Consider the following 16543-nt stretch of genomic DNA (forward strand, 5'->3'; position numbering starts at 1 on the left):
CCTACTTCTGTGCGACGAAAAACCAACGGGTACTGGTTTCTGTTGGCTCCTTGTCTTCAAAGTCCGCAAAGAGTTTAAAGGATTTAAAGCCAGCCTGCTCCAGCAAAATATCATAGGTCAAGACCTCATAAGTACGCTCTTCATGGACTTCATCATGACGACTAAAGGAACCGTCTGTCTCCTTGACAAAGAAGGTCAGTTCATGCACGATAGAATGTGGTGCTGCATCCTCATAGGTATCCCAAAGCATGGCAAAATCTTCCGCATTTTCATGATAAGAATAACCTGGAAAGACCTCATCAGTCTGGTAGGTCGAATGCACATCAAAGATAAAGACACCATCTTCATTGAGGGCATTATAGACTTCTTTAAAGACATCCCCTACTTCCACTTCATCCTGCATATAGCAGATAGAATCGGAATAGCAGGTCACAAAGTCGTATTTACCTGCCTTGGACAAATCCAGCATATTACCTTCAATGAAATCAATCTTTTGCTTGGCTGAAGCCGCTCTCTTTTCGGCAATCTTCAACATATCCGCACTCAAATCAAGTCCAGTCACATCAAAACCAGCTTGCGAAAAGCGAACGGACTGGATCCCTGTCCCACAAGCCAATTCCAAAAGCTTCTTTCTGTCCTTGGTTTTAGGCAAATGGCGTAGCGAAAAGTCCGTCCATTTGTCATATAAACTATCATCCATGACCGCATCATAGACCGCCGCAAAAGTTTCATAAGTTGCCATAATCATGATACCAAGAGCGTCCATGGCAAACACCACTCGCCCTTTACCTTTCAATCAATTTTTCTAAAATAAGCAAATAAAACCCAGTTGACTGCAACTGAGTTCAATTGTAACGCTATAGTCTTTTCGTTTGCTTTTAGTACTAGGAAACGAATTGCAGGCATAACTAGAGTTTGCTCAATCAGTCTGGGAGACTGATTGAGGTTATAAATCAGACAAGCTTAGCTTGTTTCTCGTTTCGAGTTAACGCCGTAATAAAAGATAAAGGAAAAGACTATAGAGTTTCTGATAAATCTACAGAATTAGCCTCATGCCATAGCTTTTCGAGGTTATAGTGGGCACGCATTTCTTCTGAGAAGATATGCACAACGACACTGCCGAGGTCTAGCAAGACCCAGCCTCCAGCTGCATCACCTTCGACATGGCTGCCTTTAAAGCCTGCTTCAGCAACTTTTTCACGGATATTGTCAGCGATAGCATCCAACTGACGGCTATTCATTGAGCTAGTGATAACAAAGTAGTCTGTCACGCTGGTCAAATCTTGTACGTCAAGTGCGAGGATATCCTCCGCGCGTTTCTCATCAGCCGCTTTCACGACTAGTTCTAGTAATTCTTTTTCTTTCATTTAATCCTCTTTCTAGAAAATATGTTTGTAATCTAGGACATCTGCAAAGCGCCCCTCCCAAATGCCCTCATAAAATTCATTTATCGTTTCTGCTGGAATGTCATCGCCATCAAACGTTGTGCAAGTTCCTTCTGGAATAATAAGCTGATAGCCATATTCAAAGGCAACCTTGACAGAGGTATCCACACAATATTCTGTCTGCATACCACATAAAACTAATTTTTCAATCCCCTGTTTATCCAAGTATTCTTTTAAACCAGTTTCTTTGAAAATACTGTTATACTTCTTCTGAAAGACCTTTTCATTAGGTTTTCGACTTAAAAGCTCAGATAACTGCCAATCTTCTGATGTTTGAGCTTCAGAGTTCTCAATATGTTGAACATAAATAATTTCGATATTCTTGCTTCTAGCCTGGTTTTGTAAATAAGAAATTTTTTCCAATAGACTTTTTGTCTGAAACCCAGTTTCCACTAAAATATTCTGAACATCAATGATTATAAAAGCCGTCTTCATTTAGTCCTCTTTCAAATAGTGCACATAGGCGTTATAGGTTCCAAGGGTTTGGGGATAGATGGGGAATCCCTGGTGAGCCAAATGCTCCACTGTGTGAGCTGTTTCGTAGGCCACCGCCTTATTAAGTGACAAACTTGCAATCTCACGCGCCACATCCACTCCTGGAAAGGTACGATTGTGCTCGATGTAGTCTGCGACGTAGATGACCTTATCTAGGTCCGTCATCTGGTCAGCCCCAACTGTATGGATTTCAATGGCTCGCAGGATTTCTGAATCATGCAAATCCAAATCTTCCTGAATCTTGTAGATGCCAACCATGCCATGCCAGACATTATTGCCCCAGTTTTTGAGGTCAGGGTCTAGCTGATAACGATCAATCAAATCCAGAAATTCCTGATCTGACAGCTTTTTAGCATAGTCATGAAGAAGGCCTGCTAGACCTGCTTTCTCAACATCGACTCCAAAGCGCTGAGCCAGTTCTATGGCTGCACGCTCCACACCCAAGCAATGGGTTAAGCGTTTTTCAGGTAGAAGCTCTGCCATTTTTTCCAACAATTCCTCACGGGAACAGTTGATATAGTCTTGGTATGCCATCAGTAAAGCCCTTCTTTCTCAATATAGTCTAGCACTGGTTTGGGTAGGAGAAAGTTAGGTTTTCGTCCTTGGGCAATGAAGTCACGCACCATACTAGACGAAATATCCATGAGAGGCACATCCACCCAGATAACTGGATAAGAAGTCCCTGCCTTGTAACGCGGACGTTGAACCCCTACAAACTGAACTAGTTCCACCAACTCATCAATTCGGTACCACTTAGGCAAATAGTCTACCATATCGGCACCGATAATGAAATAGTAATCTGTATCTGGATTCTTCTCTGTTAGAAGCTTCATGGTGTCGTAGGTGTAGGAAATCCCCTTACGCTCTAGCTCGATGGTCTCAATAGCTATACCTTCGATTCCATCAATCGCCAATTCTAACATCTTGAGGCGATGGTGTTCAGGAATGGTTTCCTTTTTATCTACGTGAGGTGGTTGGTATTCGGGCATGAGCAGAACCTGATCCAATCCCAACTGTTGGCGCACTTGATCTGCAACAATCAGATGGGCATTATGAACGGGATTAAAATTCCCTCCTAAAATACCGACTTGTTTCCGTTTTTTATCCTTGATTTCTGGCTCTAACTCCACTTTCGTAAAGGGAGTTAATAATTCGATTGCCATAGGTTAATCTCCTTTACTCTTCTGTAAAAACAGCTTTTGGGAGTATCGTTCTTAGATTTCTTTAACTTTTTTAGAAATCTTGCGATTTTCTTTTTTGCTTGATTGTTTATACAAAATCAAGATGCGTCCAATTTTTTGGACTGTATCCACACCGATTTCTTCTTCCAAGATTTCAGCTACTTCGTGGATATTCTCATCTGTGTTTTGCAAGAGTGTAACCTTGATCAATTCACGAGCATCAAGAGCCTGACGAACACTGGTTTTGATTTGGTCGTTGAGACCATTTTTCCCGATTTGGATAATGGGTTTGAGGGTGTGTGCCTGGCTGTTGAGGAAGGCACGTTGTTTCGATGTTAATGACATATTCTTTCTTCCTTTTTTGATAGTTATTTTAGGTGGTGAGGGACGGTCGGAACTAATTTTTCAATGATTTCATCTTTGAAAAATGGATTTCCTAACCTCACAATTGAGCCTAGGTCTCAATTGTGCCCCTTGCCAATCTAAAGATTGGCAAGACACCACGGCAATAACTATCTTTTTATGAGCTCACTTTGTTCGCTCGGTGATTTTATTTTAAATAATTGCTTTTCGTGTGACGACGGCGACGCCTTCTGGTGCCCAGACGGCGACTTTGGCGGTGCCTGTCACTCGAATCCAACCTAGTCCTGAGATGACTAGGTCAGTTTTGTCCTTGATGGTAAATACATGTTGGACTAGTTTTGGAAAATCTTCTTTTTCCTTGCTATTTGGTGGCGTAAGGAGGGTTCCAAGGTGCTTGTCGTAAAAGACACTAGCTCCCTCTAGCTTGGTACGATGAAGTTTGAGTTCATTGTCAAAGAAGGCTGTAAAACCTTGCTTTTCTCCTGCAATAAAGTCAAAGCGTCCCAATCCACCTAAAAATAGGGTTTGTTCAGGGTTTAGCTGATAGGTTTTTGGCTTGATTTCCTTTTTAGGACTGACATACTTGAGGTTTTTAGCAGTCAAGTAGTGAGCCATCTGGTGACGATGGATAATCCCTGGTGTATCGTAGATATAAGTTCCATCATCGAGTGGAATTTCAATCTTATCTAGAGTTGTTCCTGGGAAGCGTGAAGTTGTGATGACGTTCTGGTCACCTGTAATTTCTTGGATAATGGCGTTGATAAGGGTTGATTTCCCGACATTGGTCACCCCAACAACATAGACATCACGTCCCTTACGGTAGTGCTCGATCTTGTCAATGACTTCCTTAATGGCATGCTTGTTTGGGGCTGAAGTCAAGACGACATCAACAGGACGCAAGCCTTCCTCGTGAGCACGCTCCATCAGCCACTGGCTAATCTTACCTGGTTTCACCGACTTAGGTAGGATATCTTTTTTGTTTCCAACCAAGAGCACATCATTTCCCGACACAAAGCGTGGCAAACCTGGGATAACAGAGCCATTGAAATCAAAAATATCAATGACATTGACCACCAAGGCATCGCTATCTCCAACCTCGTGCAAGAGTTTGAGGAAATCATCATCCGTTAACTGAACATCTGTGATTTCATTATAATGACGAAGACGGAAACAACGCTGGCAATAAACTTCTCCAGTTTCCAAACCTTTTTCAAGTGCTGACTGAGGTGTAAAACCTAAACCAGTCTTATCTTCCGTCTGAATGGTTGCTCCACAACCAATACAGAGAATTTCTTCCATAATTAGATTCCTTTTTTATAAGTAATAGGGGCGTACTTTTCAGCGATTTTTCTCATCACACGACGCTCACGCGCTCGGTTAATCTGAGTCTTAATAGAGTCGTGCTGAACCAAGGGTTTAACCAAAATCGAGCGAATACCTGCTCGATGGGCTGCTCGAATATCCGTCATCAGCTGGTCGCCTACCATGACAACTTCGTTCTTTTTATAGTGGAAGTGTTTCATGGCACGGTTAATTCCTAAAGTAAAGGGCTTCAGTGCCCAGTAAACATAGTCAATATCAAATTTTTCAACTGCTCGTTTGACACGTTTGGGAGTATTGTTAGATACCACAATGATACGTATCCCAGCATCACGCAGATCATACAACCATTGCTTCATCTCTACTGTTCCATCTGGATTATTCCAAGCAATCAGGGTATTGTCCAAATCCACCAAAACAGCTTTGATTCCCTGTTTTTGCAGGCTTTGAACTGTCAGATCATAAACTGCTTCCACAGCAAAATCTGGCATGTAATTTTCAATCGCCATTCTGGCTCCTTTTCTTTCTATTTTTTAGTTTCTAGCAATTTTCTTTAGATACTGAGCCAAGATTGCCCATAAAATTAAACTAGCAATTAAAATATATATCCAGGCATTAGGCTCTTCTGTAAATGGCAGAGGGACATTCATTCCGAAAAATCCTGTAATGACTGCAAGAATGGCTAGCAAAACTGAGATAATGGTCAAGGTTGTCAAATTATCATTCAGATTGTTGTTTAGGATATTATTGTAAGATCCTGAGAGTTGTTGTAAAACCTGAGAAATCAAATCTGTCATGGACACCAACTGATGAGCTTCAATCATAGCATCATCAAACTGCTCTCTTTCCACTTCGTTAAAGTTCCGATAAAGCGCATGTCCCTGGATATGCTCCAAGAGGAGGCGATTTTGTTTAGCCGCAGCTGTTAAGTAAACCATACCAGTTTCCAAGTCAGAGAGGGCAAAAAGATTTTTTTTAGTGGTTGTTTGACGCAACAAGGCACTGATTTCATCCTTACTTTTATCCATCTGTTCAATGACAGGATAATAGGCATTGCTAATAAGCTCTAAACCAGCAAATAGAAACTTGTAGATTGAAATGATTTCATGATTTTCAAGATAGCCTAGCATCTGATCAATGACATAAGCATTCTTATGGTTGCTGATGGTAATCATTCGTTGCTTTTCCACGATAAAGGTCATAGGAATGGCTTCATAGTATTCCTTGTCCCTTTCTAAGTCAAGAACGTTGTAAATAAAGGTCACTGTCCCATTTTCACGGTTATAATCCATGTGAGCTCGTTCGTTTCTATCCAGCGCATACTCGATGGTTTCTTTATCCAATCCATAGATTTCAGATAAATCTTCAAGATTTTTGATGATTTCCACATCTAGATTAATCCAGGTACAACCATTCCCTAACTGCTTATCTAAAAACATCGTTTCTCCTTTACCAAACTCTTTCTATTGTACCATAAATCAAGTAAAATTTCAGTTCTCTTCTTTCCTTGAAAAATTACTCACAACGGTAATATTGCGGTTAGGAACAAAGTGAAGGGCTTGGTCATCACTTCTCAGTTGAGTCGTTCGAATTCCGACACTAACTACTTTTCCCGATACAGTAATAGGACCATTGGTCAAAACAACTTCATCTCCTACATCCAACTGGCGTTCAAAGAGAATAAAGAAGCCATTGATGACGTCTGATAGAAAACCTTGTGCTCCCATACCGATAGCCACTCCAGCAATCCCCGCACCTGCAAGTAAGCTAGAAACAGGCAACCCTAAGATAGACAAGATACAGTAAATCAAGAAGAAATAAAGAATATAGTTAAAAATATTCTCAAGCAAACGAGAAATGGTCTTTTGTCTACCAGCATCTCGATTTGAAAACTTAAGTGAAGGTTTAACAATCTTTCCTACAGCAATATGGAGGAACTTTTTAGCAATATAAAAGGTAAGAATCAGTAGCAAAAGGGAAATCACCTTGGTCAAGAGATTCTCTAAAACAGTTGCTACATCTAATTTATCCAGATAACGTTGAAAAAATTCTTGCATATAAAACTCCTTTTCTATTCATTATACCATAAATCCTTCCTCGCCATCCTTTTCATAAATATTCATTTATTCTAATAAAATCTATAAGACACTTGCTTTTCAAGTATATTTATACTATAATCATAAACAATACACAAAAAGGAGACCTTTATGAAAAGAATTATTCGTGCTTGGAACAAAACAAATCTTATCAAACGGATCGGAATCGGAATGACCTTAGGAGCAATTCTGGGTCTACTCGTTCCTAATCTAACTGGCATCGGTTTATTGGGAGATTTATTTGTAGGAGGACTAAAGGCCATCGCCCCTATCCTAGTTTTTGCTTTAGTCGCTAACGCCCTTTCCCAACACCAGAAAGGTCAAGATAGCAATATGAAAAAAGTCATTTTCCTCTATTTGCTGGGGACCTTTGCTGCGGCTCTTGTAGCAGTTTTGGCTAGCTTTCTCTTCCCTGTTCAGATGGTCTTGAGTAGTGCTAGTACAGAAGTTACTCCTCCAGACGGCATCGGACAAGTCCTCAGTAATCTCCTACTAAAAATAGTAGATAATCCTGTCAATGCCATCATCGAAGCTAACTATATTGGAATTTTATCTTGGGCTATCGTCTTTGGAGTTGCCATGCGTGAAGCTAGCAAAAATAGCAAGGAACTACTCAAAACAATGGCCAGTGTGACTTCAAAAATCGTCGAATGGATCATTAACCTTGCGCCATTTGGTATCCTCGGATTAGTCTTCGAAACCATCTCTGGCCAAGGTATTGCGAGTTTAGCAAATTACGGAATCTTACTCGGACTTTTGATTGCCACTATGGTTTTCGTTGCCCTAGTGATCAATCCTCTGATTGCTTTTCTATTTATCAAGAAAAATCCTTATCCACTTGTTTGGAAATGTTTGCGTATCAGCGGAGTCACAGCCTTTTTCACCCGAAGCTCAGCTGCAAATATCCCTGTTAATATGAAACTCTGTGAGGATCTAGGTCTTAATCCAGATACCTATTCTGTTTCTATCCCACTTGGATCAACTATCAATATGGCTGGAGCTGCTGTTACCATCAACATCTTAACCCTAGCTGCTGTCAATACCCTTGGAATCTCAGTTGATTTTGCAACAGCCTTTGTACTCAGTATCGTTGCAGCCATCTCTGCCTGCGGTGCTTCAGGAATCGCCGGAGGTTCACTCCTACTTATCCCGGTTGCTTGCAGTCTCTTTGGAATTACCAATGATATCGCTATGCAGGTTGTGGGTGTCGGATTTGTCATCGGTGTTATCCAAGACTCTTGCGAAACAGCCCTCAACTCCTCAACAGATGTCCTCTTTACAGCAGTAGCTGAATTTTCCTCTGCTCGCAATAAATAATCAAGGAGGTTGGGACAAAAAATCCCGACCTCACTTTTCATTAACAATCAAACTTTGACGCGGTAGCTGATTGAACTTTTTGTTCGTCTTTTAGACTCCAAAAAGCTCCTAATCATCCTCGCGGGGCTGGGACGACGAAATCGAGACTTTGTCTATCGATTTCTGTCCCACCGCCTTTGTCTGGTTTCTATCATTCATTTTAGGAAATGTCTCATGTCTATCACTCAACGTACTTTTAAACTTGTTTTAGCCACTTGTCTAGCCTGTGTTCTAGCCTACTTTCTTGATTTATCTTCGGCTGTTTCTGCTGGTATCATCGCCCTTTTGAGCTTATCAGATACCCGTAGAAGTACGATCAAACTGGCTAAAAACCGCTTATTCTCAACCCTGCTGGCTCTGTCTATCGGCGTCTTAGCCTTTCAACTGACTGGCTACCATATTTGGAGTTTTGGTCTCTATCTCGCCCTCTATGTCCCTCTGACCTATAAACTGGGCTGGGAGATTGGCATTACCCCTAGTAGTGTCTTGGTCAGTCATCTCTTAGTTCAAGAGTCTACCTCACCAGAACTGCTAGTGAATGAACTTCTCCTATTTCTCATCGGTACTAGCTTTGCCTTGACAGTCAATCTCTATATGCCTTCTCGGCAAAAAGAGATCCATCTCTACCATCTCAAGGTAGAAGAAAAACTCAAGCATATCCTCCTCCGTTTTGAATATTACCTTGGAAAAGGTGATGGTCGTAACCGTGCCCAACTTGTTGAAGAACTGGACCAGCTCCTTGAAGAAGCTCTAAAACTCGTCTACCTAGACCATTCGGATCATCTTTTTCACCAAACCGATTACCACATCCACTATTTTGAAATGAGACAGAGACAGAGTCGCATTCTTCGCAATATGGCCCAGCAAATCAACACCTGTAATCTAGCCGCAAGTGAAAGCCTGATCCTTGCTCAACTTTTTGCGAAAATTGCGGATCAACTCAGCCAGACCAATCCTGCCGATGATTTGCTAGCTGCCATCGAAGGCTATCTTGAAGTTTTTCGTCATCGCACCCTCCCAAAAACAAGAGAAGAATTTGAAACACGCGCAACCTTGCTCCAACTCCTACGCGAATTGGAAAACTTTATCCAACTGAAAGTTGACTTCTATCAGCGGTATACTGAAGACAAAAGTAATTTATCTTAACACACAAAACACCTTTCGATCTGCAAAAACTTGCCATTCGAAAGGTGTTTTTCTGTTTCGAACCTAGCTCACTAGTGAATCTTACTGAGTTGCAAAATTTCTATGAACTCCTAATGATAGACTTATCTTTCCCTTAAGAAGTATAGATGGAATTTCTAAACTCATTTGATTCCTTGAGATATGCCTTGTATATAGCTTTTTTCAACGTCTGAACAGGAGTTTCAATAAATCGGTATTGTTTTTGGCTGATATTTCCTACTTTAATCTGAGCAAGTTCTTCTTTTACCGCTTCTTCCATCAATTGCTTCATTCTTTCAGGACTAGAAATCAGTTCTTGCTTACCTTTGTAGTCAATGGTAATCGGTTTTAACTTACTGATATTAGCAATCCGTTCATCCATTTGTTCCTTCTTAAATTGAGCATAGGTCTTACCAGCTAAGATCTTTTCAAAGATGTACTGGTCTGACAAGGGACGATTCTCTTTTTCTGCATCTTGCTTGTATTGATTAGAGACATAAGGAACGAATCCTTCGTAGTAACCAAGACCTGCCATGAGTTCAAAGGCTTGTTTTCTAAAGCTGATATCGCCACTCATCCCCTTATCATTTTCGTTGACACCATAAATCGTATCAAACATATCAACGGTATAATAACCATTGGCATCTACTTTCCCTGTAGCCGTAAATCCTTTAATGATATAGCGATTTACCACGATGTGATTGTCAATCAAACTATGAACATCGCCTAGCTTGCTAGCATCTGCCTCGGTCAAGGCCTTGATTTCCTCACTCTGGTGAGTTGGTTTGACCGATGGATTTGGATAAGGAACAGGTGTTCTTGAACCACTTGTCGCACTTGGTAAGAGTTGCTTGAAGTAGACTGCCTTATCCGTTGCTGATAATCCTCGACTCGCCTCAGCTTCTAGATAATCTAAAGTATAGAGAACATCGAAACTACCGTGCATATATTCTTTCAAATCTGCGGCTGATTTAAAGCGCTCTGGTGTCTTGTTGTAGAAACTGTCTTTGTCACTCTCATCATAAACAAAGTTCAAGTTAAAGTAGCTATCCGTTTCAGGAGTGTAGGAGTTTTCAAAGATTCCACGTGCATAGAATTCTGCCCCTGTACCATCTCGTCGACCATAATTGTTAAAGAGAACTGTACGATCCAACAAGTGAGTCATTTCATGAGAATAGGTTGCTGACCCTCGATCGTCCAAAACCCTATCAATAAAGTAGCGAACACCAGCCCCATTAGCCTCAGCACCTACTGATTGAGGCGGAGAATACATGCCTAACGGAGACATGAAGTCCTTGACTCCCTTATCCGCCTCTGGACCAAACTCCTTGGACCAGGTTTCCTTGATGCCTACATTTTGCTTACTAGTATACTTTTTCATAGTATCCACAATCAAACGGTTGGTTACTAGTTTTGATTGATTGTCTTTTTTAGTGATTCTATAAAGCGTATCAACATAAGCAGCCTGACGCTCAGCTGTCAATTCAACCAAAGCCTTCACTTTTTCCAATTCAGCCTTATATTGAGCAGGATTGCTCTGAGCCAGTGAGGTATCCATATAAGTTCCGATATTTCCGTAAGAAACGGTTGCCATATTTGTAATGGCATAAACGCTTGGTTCCTTGATATTCACTAGTCCTAGAAGGGTAGCCATGTTATATTGTTTGCGATTATCAATCTGTTGAGGTTCTGCTCCATACTTGGCAGGATCAGAGGTCAACTTCGTGTAGAGACTTACATTTTCGTCTGTTTTTTCTTTAGATTGCTTCTCAACAACGATGGCTTTTGTAGCATCCTTCAACCAAGTATCGCCATCCATGTTTGTAAAGGTTGTTCGGTTATAGTCAAGGAAGTCTAATAGGCTTGACTTATCTGTTACTTTTCCAAAGTATGTTTCAAATGTTCGTGGACTATTGACCAGCTTCATCTCATCATAGCTCATTGAACCTAGAGATGTTAGCCATTCTAATGACGTCACCTTCTTGCCAAAAGAGCTTGGATTGTAGGCAAGAATATCACGGATGTTGGTTTTGCCAAAATCAATATTGTAGAAACGATTGATATAGGTTAAACCTAGGAGAATCTTTTCCTTATTAGCTTCTAAATCTGCCTGAACCTTGGCTCTGGTTTCTGCTGTGTTTCCGAGTACACTCAAGGTATGGGCTACAACTTTTTTAAGGTCTGTATCTAGGGTCTTTTTCGTTTCTTCAAGCGTATCTTTAATAGATAATCTCTCTAGATATTCTTTGCGAAGGACTTCTTTAACCTCTTCATCTGTAATAGTAGGATTAGTTTTTTTGAGTTCAATCTTCTTACTAATTACATCCCGTCCCAGAATATTTGGTCTGAGGGCATTTGTCACGTAAGGATTGGAAAGCAAATCTACAGCCTTCATTCCTTGGCTAGCCGGTCTTACATCAATGGCATTTTCCAACTCCGTATTCACTGGAAGAAGATGAGGTTTGTTTTCTTTGCTTCCCACCAAGATGATCTTTGGCTTCATTGCTTTTGTCACAGTACTTGTTTCCGTGTGTGATAGCAATTCACCTGTTTGAGAATTTACTTCATAGACTCTGGTAGTGGTGGTCTCGCCAGGCTCGCCCTGGCTTTCTACTTTTTCAAAATCCTTATCAAGTGTTGGATCCTGACGACGTTCCTCCTTGATTGGAATTGGGGTCACAATAGTCTGGACATTTCCGACCTTCACTACCTTATCAATCGGAGCTGTTACTTCTTTTTGGTGTTCTCTTTCTGTAACCTGACCTGTCTGAGCATCTACTTGATAGGTGGTAGTCGTTTTTTCGCTTCCTTCCTTACCTGAAACAGCAACTTTTTCTGTTTGATAAGGAAGCGCAGGGTCCGCTTCATATATCGTTTTATTGGTGATAACCTTCATTTCCACACTTGGTTTGCTTCCAACTAGAATAATCTCATCTACCTTTTCCACCAAGGTTTTTGATGTACTAGACTCTGCAATCTGGCCACTTGTTTGATCTCTTGTATATCGGGTAGTGGTTTCTACTTGTCCATTGACACCATGTGTTTTCGTTTTTCTAGAACCGACCTCTTGACTGTCATCTGCTTGATAAATTATTTTGTAGGGGATTGTTTGGGTTTCAACTTTTGGTTGTGGTAAAGGCAGAGGCTCTTTTTTGGTCCCTACAAGGATGATTTCTGGAATCGGGGCTGTTGTTATTTCATTAGAGACCTGCTTGCGATTTTCCTTGCCATCTACACTCGTAACCTCGGTTAAAATAGTACGCTCGCCGGCTACTCCTACTCTGATGACACGGGTTTGACCCTTAAGCAAGTCTGGATCTTCCTGATGAATAGTGTCATAAGCAACGGATTCTGTCGTTACTTCAAGATCTGGCTTCTCCTCGACCAAGCTTGGAGAACCTTCACTTGGAATTGAGGTCGATTCTACCTTAGTGCCTACTGCGATGATTTCGGTAACTGGCGCCAAGGTTACAGTGTTGGATTTGACTTGGCGGTCTTCCTTGCCATCTACAGTCGTGACTTCCGTTAAAATAGTGCGCTCGCCTGCAACGCCTGCTCGGATAAGGCGGGTTTGACCCTTAAGCAAGTCTGGATCTTCATGATGTATTGTATCATAGGCAACGGATTCTGTCGTAACTTCAAGCTCTGGCTTCTCTTGGACCAAGCTTGGAGAACATTCACTTGGGGTTGAGGTGGATTCTACCTTAGTACCTACTGCGATAATTTCGGTAACTGGTTCTAAGGTTACAGTGTTGGACTTGACTTGACGGACCTCCTTGCCATCGACAATCGTCACTTCCGTTAAAATCGTGCGCTCGCCTGCAACGCCTGCTCGGATAAGGCGGGTTTCACCCTTAAGCAAGTCCGGATCTTCCTGATGAATAGTATCATAAGCAACGTTTTCTGTCGCAACTTCAAGCTCTGGATTCTCTTGGACCAAGCTTGGTGTACCTTCACGTGGAGTTGAAGTGGATTCTACCTTAGTGCCTACTGCTATGATTTCGGTAACTGGTTCTAAGGTTACAGTGTTGGATTTGACTTGGCGAACTTCCTTGCCATCTACAGTCGTCACTTCCGTTAAAATAGTACGCTCACCTGCTACGCCTGCTCGGATGACACGGGTTTGGCCCTTAAGCAAGTCTGGATCGTCCTGATGAATAGTGTCATAGGCAATGACTTCTGTCGTAACTTCAAGCTCTGGCTTCACCTCTTCCAAACTTGGAGTACCTTCACTTGGAATTGAAGTGGATTCTACCTTAGTGCCTACTGCGATAATTTCGGAAATTGGCTCCAAAGTCACAGTATTGAATTTGACTTGACGGACCTCCTTACCATCTACAGTCGTGACTTCCGTTAAGATAGTGCGCTCGCCTGAGACTCCCGCTCGAAGGACGCGGTTTTGACCCTTAAGCAAGTCCGGATCATCCTGATGAATAGTATCGTAAGCAACGGTTTCTGTCGCAACTTCAAGCTCTGGCTTCACTTGGACCAAGCTTGGAGTACCTTCACTTGGAGTTGAGGTGGACTCTACCTTAGTGCCTACTGCTATGATTTCGGAAATTGGCTCCAAAGTCACAGTATTGGATTTGACTTGGCGGACTTCTTTGCCAGCCACAGTCGTCACTTCCGTTAAAATAGTACGCTCACCTGCTAGGCCTGATCGGATAAGGCGAGTTTCACCCTTAAGCAAGTCTGGATCGTCCTGATGAATAGTGTCATAGGCAATGGCTTCTGTCGTAACTTCAAGCTCCGGCTTCTCCTCGACCAAGCTCGGAGCACCTTCACTTGGAATTGAGGTGGATTCTACCTTAGTGCCTACTGCTATGATTTCGGTAACTGGTTCTAAGGTTACAGTATTGGATTTGACCTGGCGGACTTCCTTGCCATCTACAGTCGTCACTTCCGTTAAGATCGTGCGCTCACCTGCGACGCCTGCTCGAACAACACGAGTTTGACCCTTAAGTAAGTCTGGATCGTCCTGATGAATTGTGTCATAAGCAACGGATTCTGTCGTCACCTCTAACTCTGGCTTAACCTCGACCAAGCTTGAAGTACCTTCACTTGGAATTGAGGTGGATTCTACCTTAGTGCCTACTGCGATAATTTCGGTAACTGGCTCCACAGTTACAGTATTGGATTTGACCTGGCGGTCTTCCTTGCCATCGACTGTCGTCACTTCCGTTAAAATAGTACGCTCACCTGCAACGCCTGCTTGGATAAGGCGAGTTTGACCCTGAAGCAAGTCTGGATCTTCCTGATGAAGAGTGTCATAGGCAACTGCTTCTGTCGTAACTTCCAATTCTGGTTTATCTTCGACAAGACTTGGAGTACCTTCACTTGGAATTGAAGTGGACTCTACCTTAGTGCCTACTGCGATAATTTCGGTAACGGGCGCGGTTGTTATTTCATTAGAAACCAGTTTGCGAGTTTCCTTGCCATCGACAGTTGTCACCTCAGTTAAGATGGCACGCTCACCGGCTACTCCTGCTCTGATGACACGGGTTTCACCCTTAAGCAAGTCTGGATCGTCCTGATGAATAGTTTCATAGGCAACGGCTTCTGTCGTAACTTCCAATTCTGGTTTATCTTCAACAAGACTTGGTGCACCTTCACTTGGGATTGAGGTAGATTCTACCTTAGTGCCTACTGCTATGATTTCGGAAATTGGATCCAAAGTCACAGTATTGGATTTGACTTGGCGGTCTTCCTTGCCATCTACAGTCGTCACTTCTGTTAAGATAGTGCGCTCGCCTGCAACCCCTGCTCGGACAACACGAGTTCGGCCCATAAGCAAGTCTGGATCGTCCTGATGAATAGTATCATAAGCAACGGCTTCTGTCGTGACCTCTAGCTCTGGTTTCACCTCGACCAAGCTTGGTGTTCCCTCACTTGGGATTGAGGTGGATTCTACCTTAGTGCCTACTGCGATAATTTCGGTAACGGGTGCGGTCGTAACTTCATTAGAAACTACTTTACGGGTTTCCTTGCCATCTACAGTCCTCACCTCGGTTAAAATAGTGCGCTCACCTGCAACCCCTGCTTGAATGACACGGGTTTGACCCTTAAGCAAGTCTGGATCGTCCTGATAAAGAGTGTCATAGGCGATGGTCTCTGTCGCAACTTCAAGCTCTGGCTTCACCTCTTCTAAACTTGGGACACCTTCACTTGGAATTGAGGTGGATTCTACCTTATCTGCTTGTGGAGAATGAGGTTTTGTATTTTCATTTCTAGAAACTTCTCCATTCCCGCTTACAAAATAATAGCCTGTAAATTCATACCCCTCGATCCTTTCTGGTCTAGGCAAAAATTCTCCTGCAACTGTTTTGACAAGAGCTGGACGAAGCTCTACTAAGTTCTCCAAGGCAGAAACTGATAGTGCAGTACCACCTACAGCCAAAACTGTCACTAGAAAGAGAGAGGCTCCTTTTCTCTTTTTAATGAGAGTGAGCGAAACTAACAAGATACCTGTACCTAAGACAGGTAGGATAGCATTTGAAAACAAGCCAGTATCAGGTAACTTAGTAGCAGACTTACGGTAGACGAAGTAATAATCCTTACCTTCCTCCACTTGGATAGCATTCTCTTCAAACCAACGTAGTTCAGCCTTCAAAGATTCAGGAAGATCTTTATCTTCCACATAGTGTGACACTAGCTGAGGAATTCTTTCCTCTGCAAGCACGGCATTTCCACCTGTGCCTACAAAAAACAAACTCGTTCCCAATAAGACGGAACAAGTTCCTACTGCATACTTTCTCAAAGAAAAGCGTTGTTTTGCTTTAAAATGATGTTTCTTCATGACAAACTCCAATTTCGTATCTATTCCTTTTCCCAGTATATCAAAAATAGTAAACGTCTACAAAGGATTTGAATAATAAAATTGCTATGGTTAGCTTCTTTATCCAATTTTTAAAGAAAAGTATCCTTATTCTTTGTAAACATTCACAGTAAGAACGTAATTTCCTCCCAGAAGTTCTTCTATTATCTGCTACTTAATAAAAATCTAGTGAATGAAAGTAGGAGGCCGATGAAGCTTAAAGAGCCTAAATTTCTAGATTCTACAAAGCAAAAACCACAAGTAAACTCAGTTTTACTGACTTCACTTGTGGTGGTTGTTTTTATCAAA

At 42.0% G+C, this 16543-nt stretch carries 13 protein-coding genes; 2 read left to right on the forward strand and 11 right to left on the reverse strand.

Annotated features, from left to right (window positions below; translation table 11 throughout):
• Window position 1: 1 nt before the first annotated feature.
• The 10 genes from GEZ89_RS03915 to GEZ89_RS03960 all read right to left on the reverse strand — a co-directional run bounded on the left by GEZ89_RS03915 (window position 2) and on the right by GEZ89_RS03960 (window position 6861).
• Window positions 2-742: a class I SAM-dependent DNA methyltransferase gene (locus tag GEZ89_RS03915; RefSeq protein ID WP_322741478.1), complete on the reverse strand. Its 741-nt coding sequence runs from the start codon at window positions 740-742 to the stop codon at window positions 2-4.
• Between the two features lie 274 nt (window positions 743-1016).
• Window positions 1017-1367, reverse strand: a complete 351-nt coding sequence (gene rsfS, locus GEZ89_RS03920) for a ribosome silencing factor (RefSeq protein ID WP_153225040.1) — start codon at window positions 1365-1367, stop codon at window positions 1017-1019.
• A 12-nt stretch (window positions 1368-1379) separates the two neighbouring features.
• Entirely contained in the window at window positions 1380-1880 is a 501-nt protein-coding gene (locus GEZ89_RS03925) for a cysteine hydrolase family protein (RefSeq protein ID WP_016465503.1), read from the reverse strand.
• On the reverse strand, window positions 1881-2474 hold the full coding sequence (gene yqeK, locus GEZ89_RS03930) for a bis(5'-nucleosyl)-tetraphosphatase (symmetrical) YqeK (protein WP_153225041.1): 594 nt from the start codon (window positions 2472-2474) through the stop codon (window positions 1881-1883).
• Window positions 2474-3103 (reverse strand): nicotinate-nucleotide adenylyltransferase, encoded by a 630-nt coding sequence (locus GEZ89_RS03935; protein ID WP_075231452.1) that lies wholly within the window; start codon window positions 3101-3103, stop codon window positions 2474-2476. Before GEZ89_RS03935 ends, yqeK begins: the two co-directional genes overlap by 1 nt.
• A 51-nt stretch (window positions 3104-3154) precedes the next feature.
• Window positions 3155-3466 (reverse strand): ribosome assembly RNA-binding protein YhbY, encoded by a 312-nt coding sequence (gene yhbY / locus GEZ89_RS03940; RefSeq protein ID WP_000060171.1) that lies wholly within the window; start codon window positions 3464-3466, stop codon window positions 3155-3157.
• A gap of 210 nt (window positions 3467-3676) precedes the next feature.
• Entirely contained in the window at window positions 3677-4783 is a 1107-nt protein-coding gene (gene yqeH, locus GEZ89_RS03945; protein ID WP_153225042.1) for a ribosome biogenesis GTPase YqeH, read from the reverse strand.
• Window positions 4784-4785: 2 nt separating this feature from the next.
• Window positions 4786-5313: a YqeG family HAD IIIA-type phosphatase gene (locus GEZ89_RS03950; RefSeq protein WP_153225043.1), complete on the reverse strand. Its 528-nt coding sequence runs from the start codon at window positions 5311-5313 to the stop codon at window positions 4786-4788.
• A gap of 24 nt (window positions 5314-5337) precedes the next feature.
• The gene (locus GEZ89_RS03955; RefSeq protein WP_049508908.1) at window positions 5338-6243 is read right to left on the reverse strand and encodes a magnesium transporter CorA family protein; all 906 of its coding nucleotides are present in this window, start codon (window positions 6241-6243) and stop codon (window positions 5338-5340) included.
• A 51-nt stretch (window positions 6244-6294) separates the two neighbouring features.
• Window positions 6295-6861, reverse strand: coding sequence for a mechanosensitive ion channel family protein (locus GEZ89_RS03960; RefSeq protein WP_153225044.1), 567 nt, complete (start codon window positions 6859-6861; stop codon window positions 6295-6297).
• 150 nt (window positions 6862-7011) lie between these two features.
• On the opposite strand from GEZ89_RS03960, the gene sstT reads away from it, so the two are divergent.
• Complete coding sequence (gene sstT / locus GEZ89_RS03965; RefSeq protein WP_000821317.1) at window positions 7012-8217, forward strand: serine/threonine transporter SstT; 1206 nt, start codon at window positions 7012-7014, stop codon at window positions 8215-8217.
• 213 nt (window positions 8218-8430) lie between these two features.
• Window positions 8431-9402 carry an aromatic acid exporter family protein gene (locus GEZ89_RS03970; RefSeq protein ID WP_153225045.1) on the forward strand — a complete coding sequence of 324 codons (972 nt, stop codon included), beginning with the start codon at window positions 8431-8433 and terminating at the stop codon, window positions 9400-9402.
• A gap of 133 nt (window positions 9403-9535) precedes the next feature.
• Here GEZ89_RS03970 and GEZ89_RS09685 read toward each other — a convergent pair whose 3' ends face one another.
• Complete coding sequence (locus tag GEZ89_RS09685) at window positions 9536-16216, reverse strand: G5 domain-containing protein (RefSeq protein WP_228113865.1); 6681 nt, start codon at window positions 16214-16216, stop codon at window positions 9536-9538.
• Window positions 16217-16543 lie beyond the last annotated feature (327 nt).

The organism is Streptococcus mitis (assembly GCF_009496285.1).
Taxonomy (GTDB): domain Bacteria; phylum Bacillota; class Bacilli; order Lactobacillales; family Streptococcaceae; genus Streptococcus; species Streptococcus mitis_BP.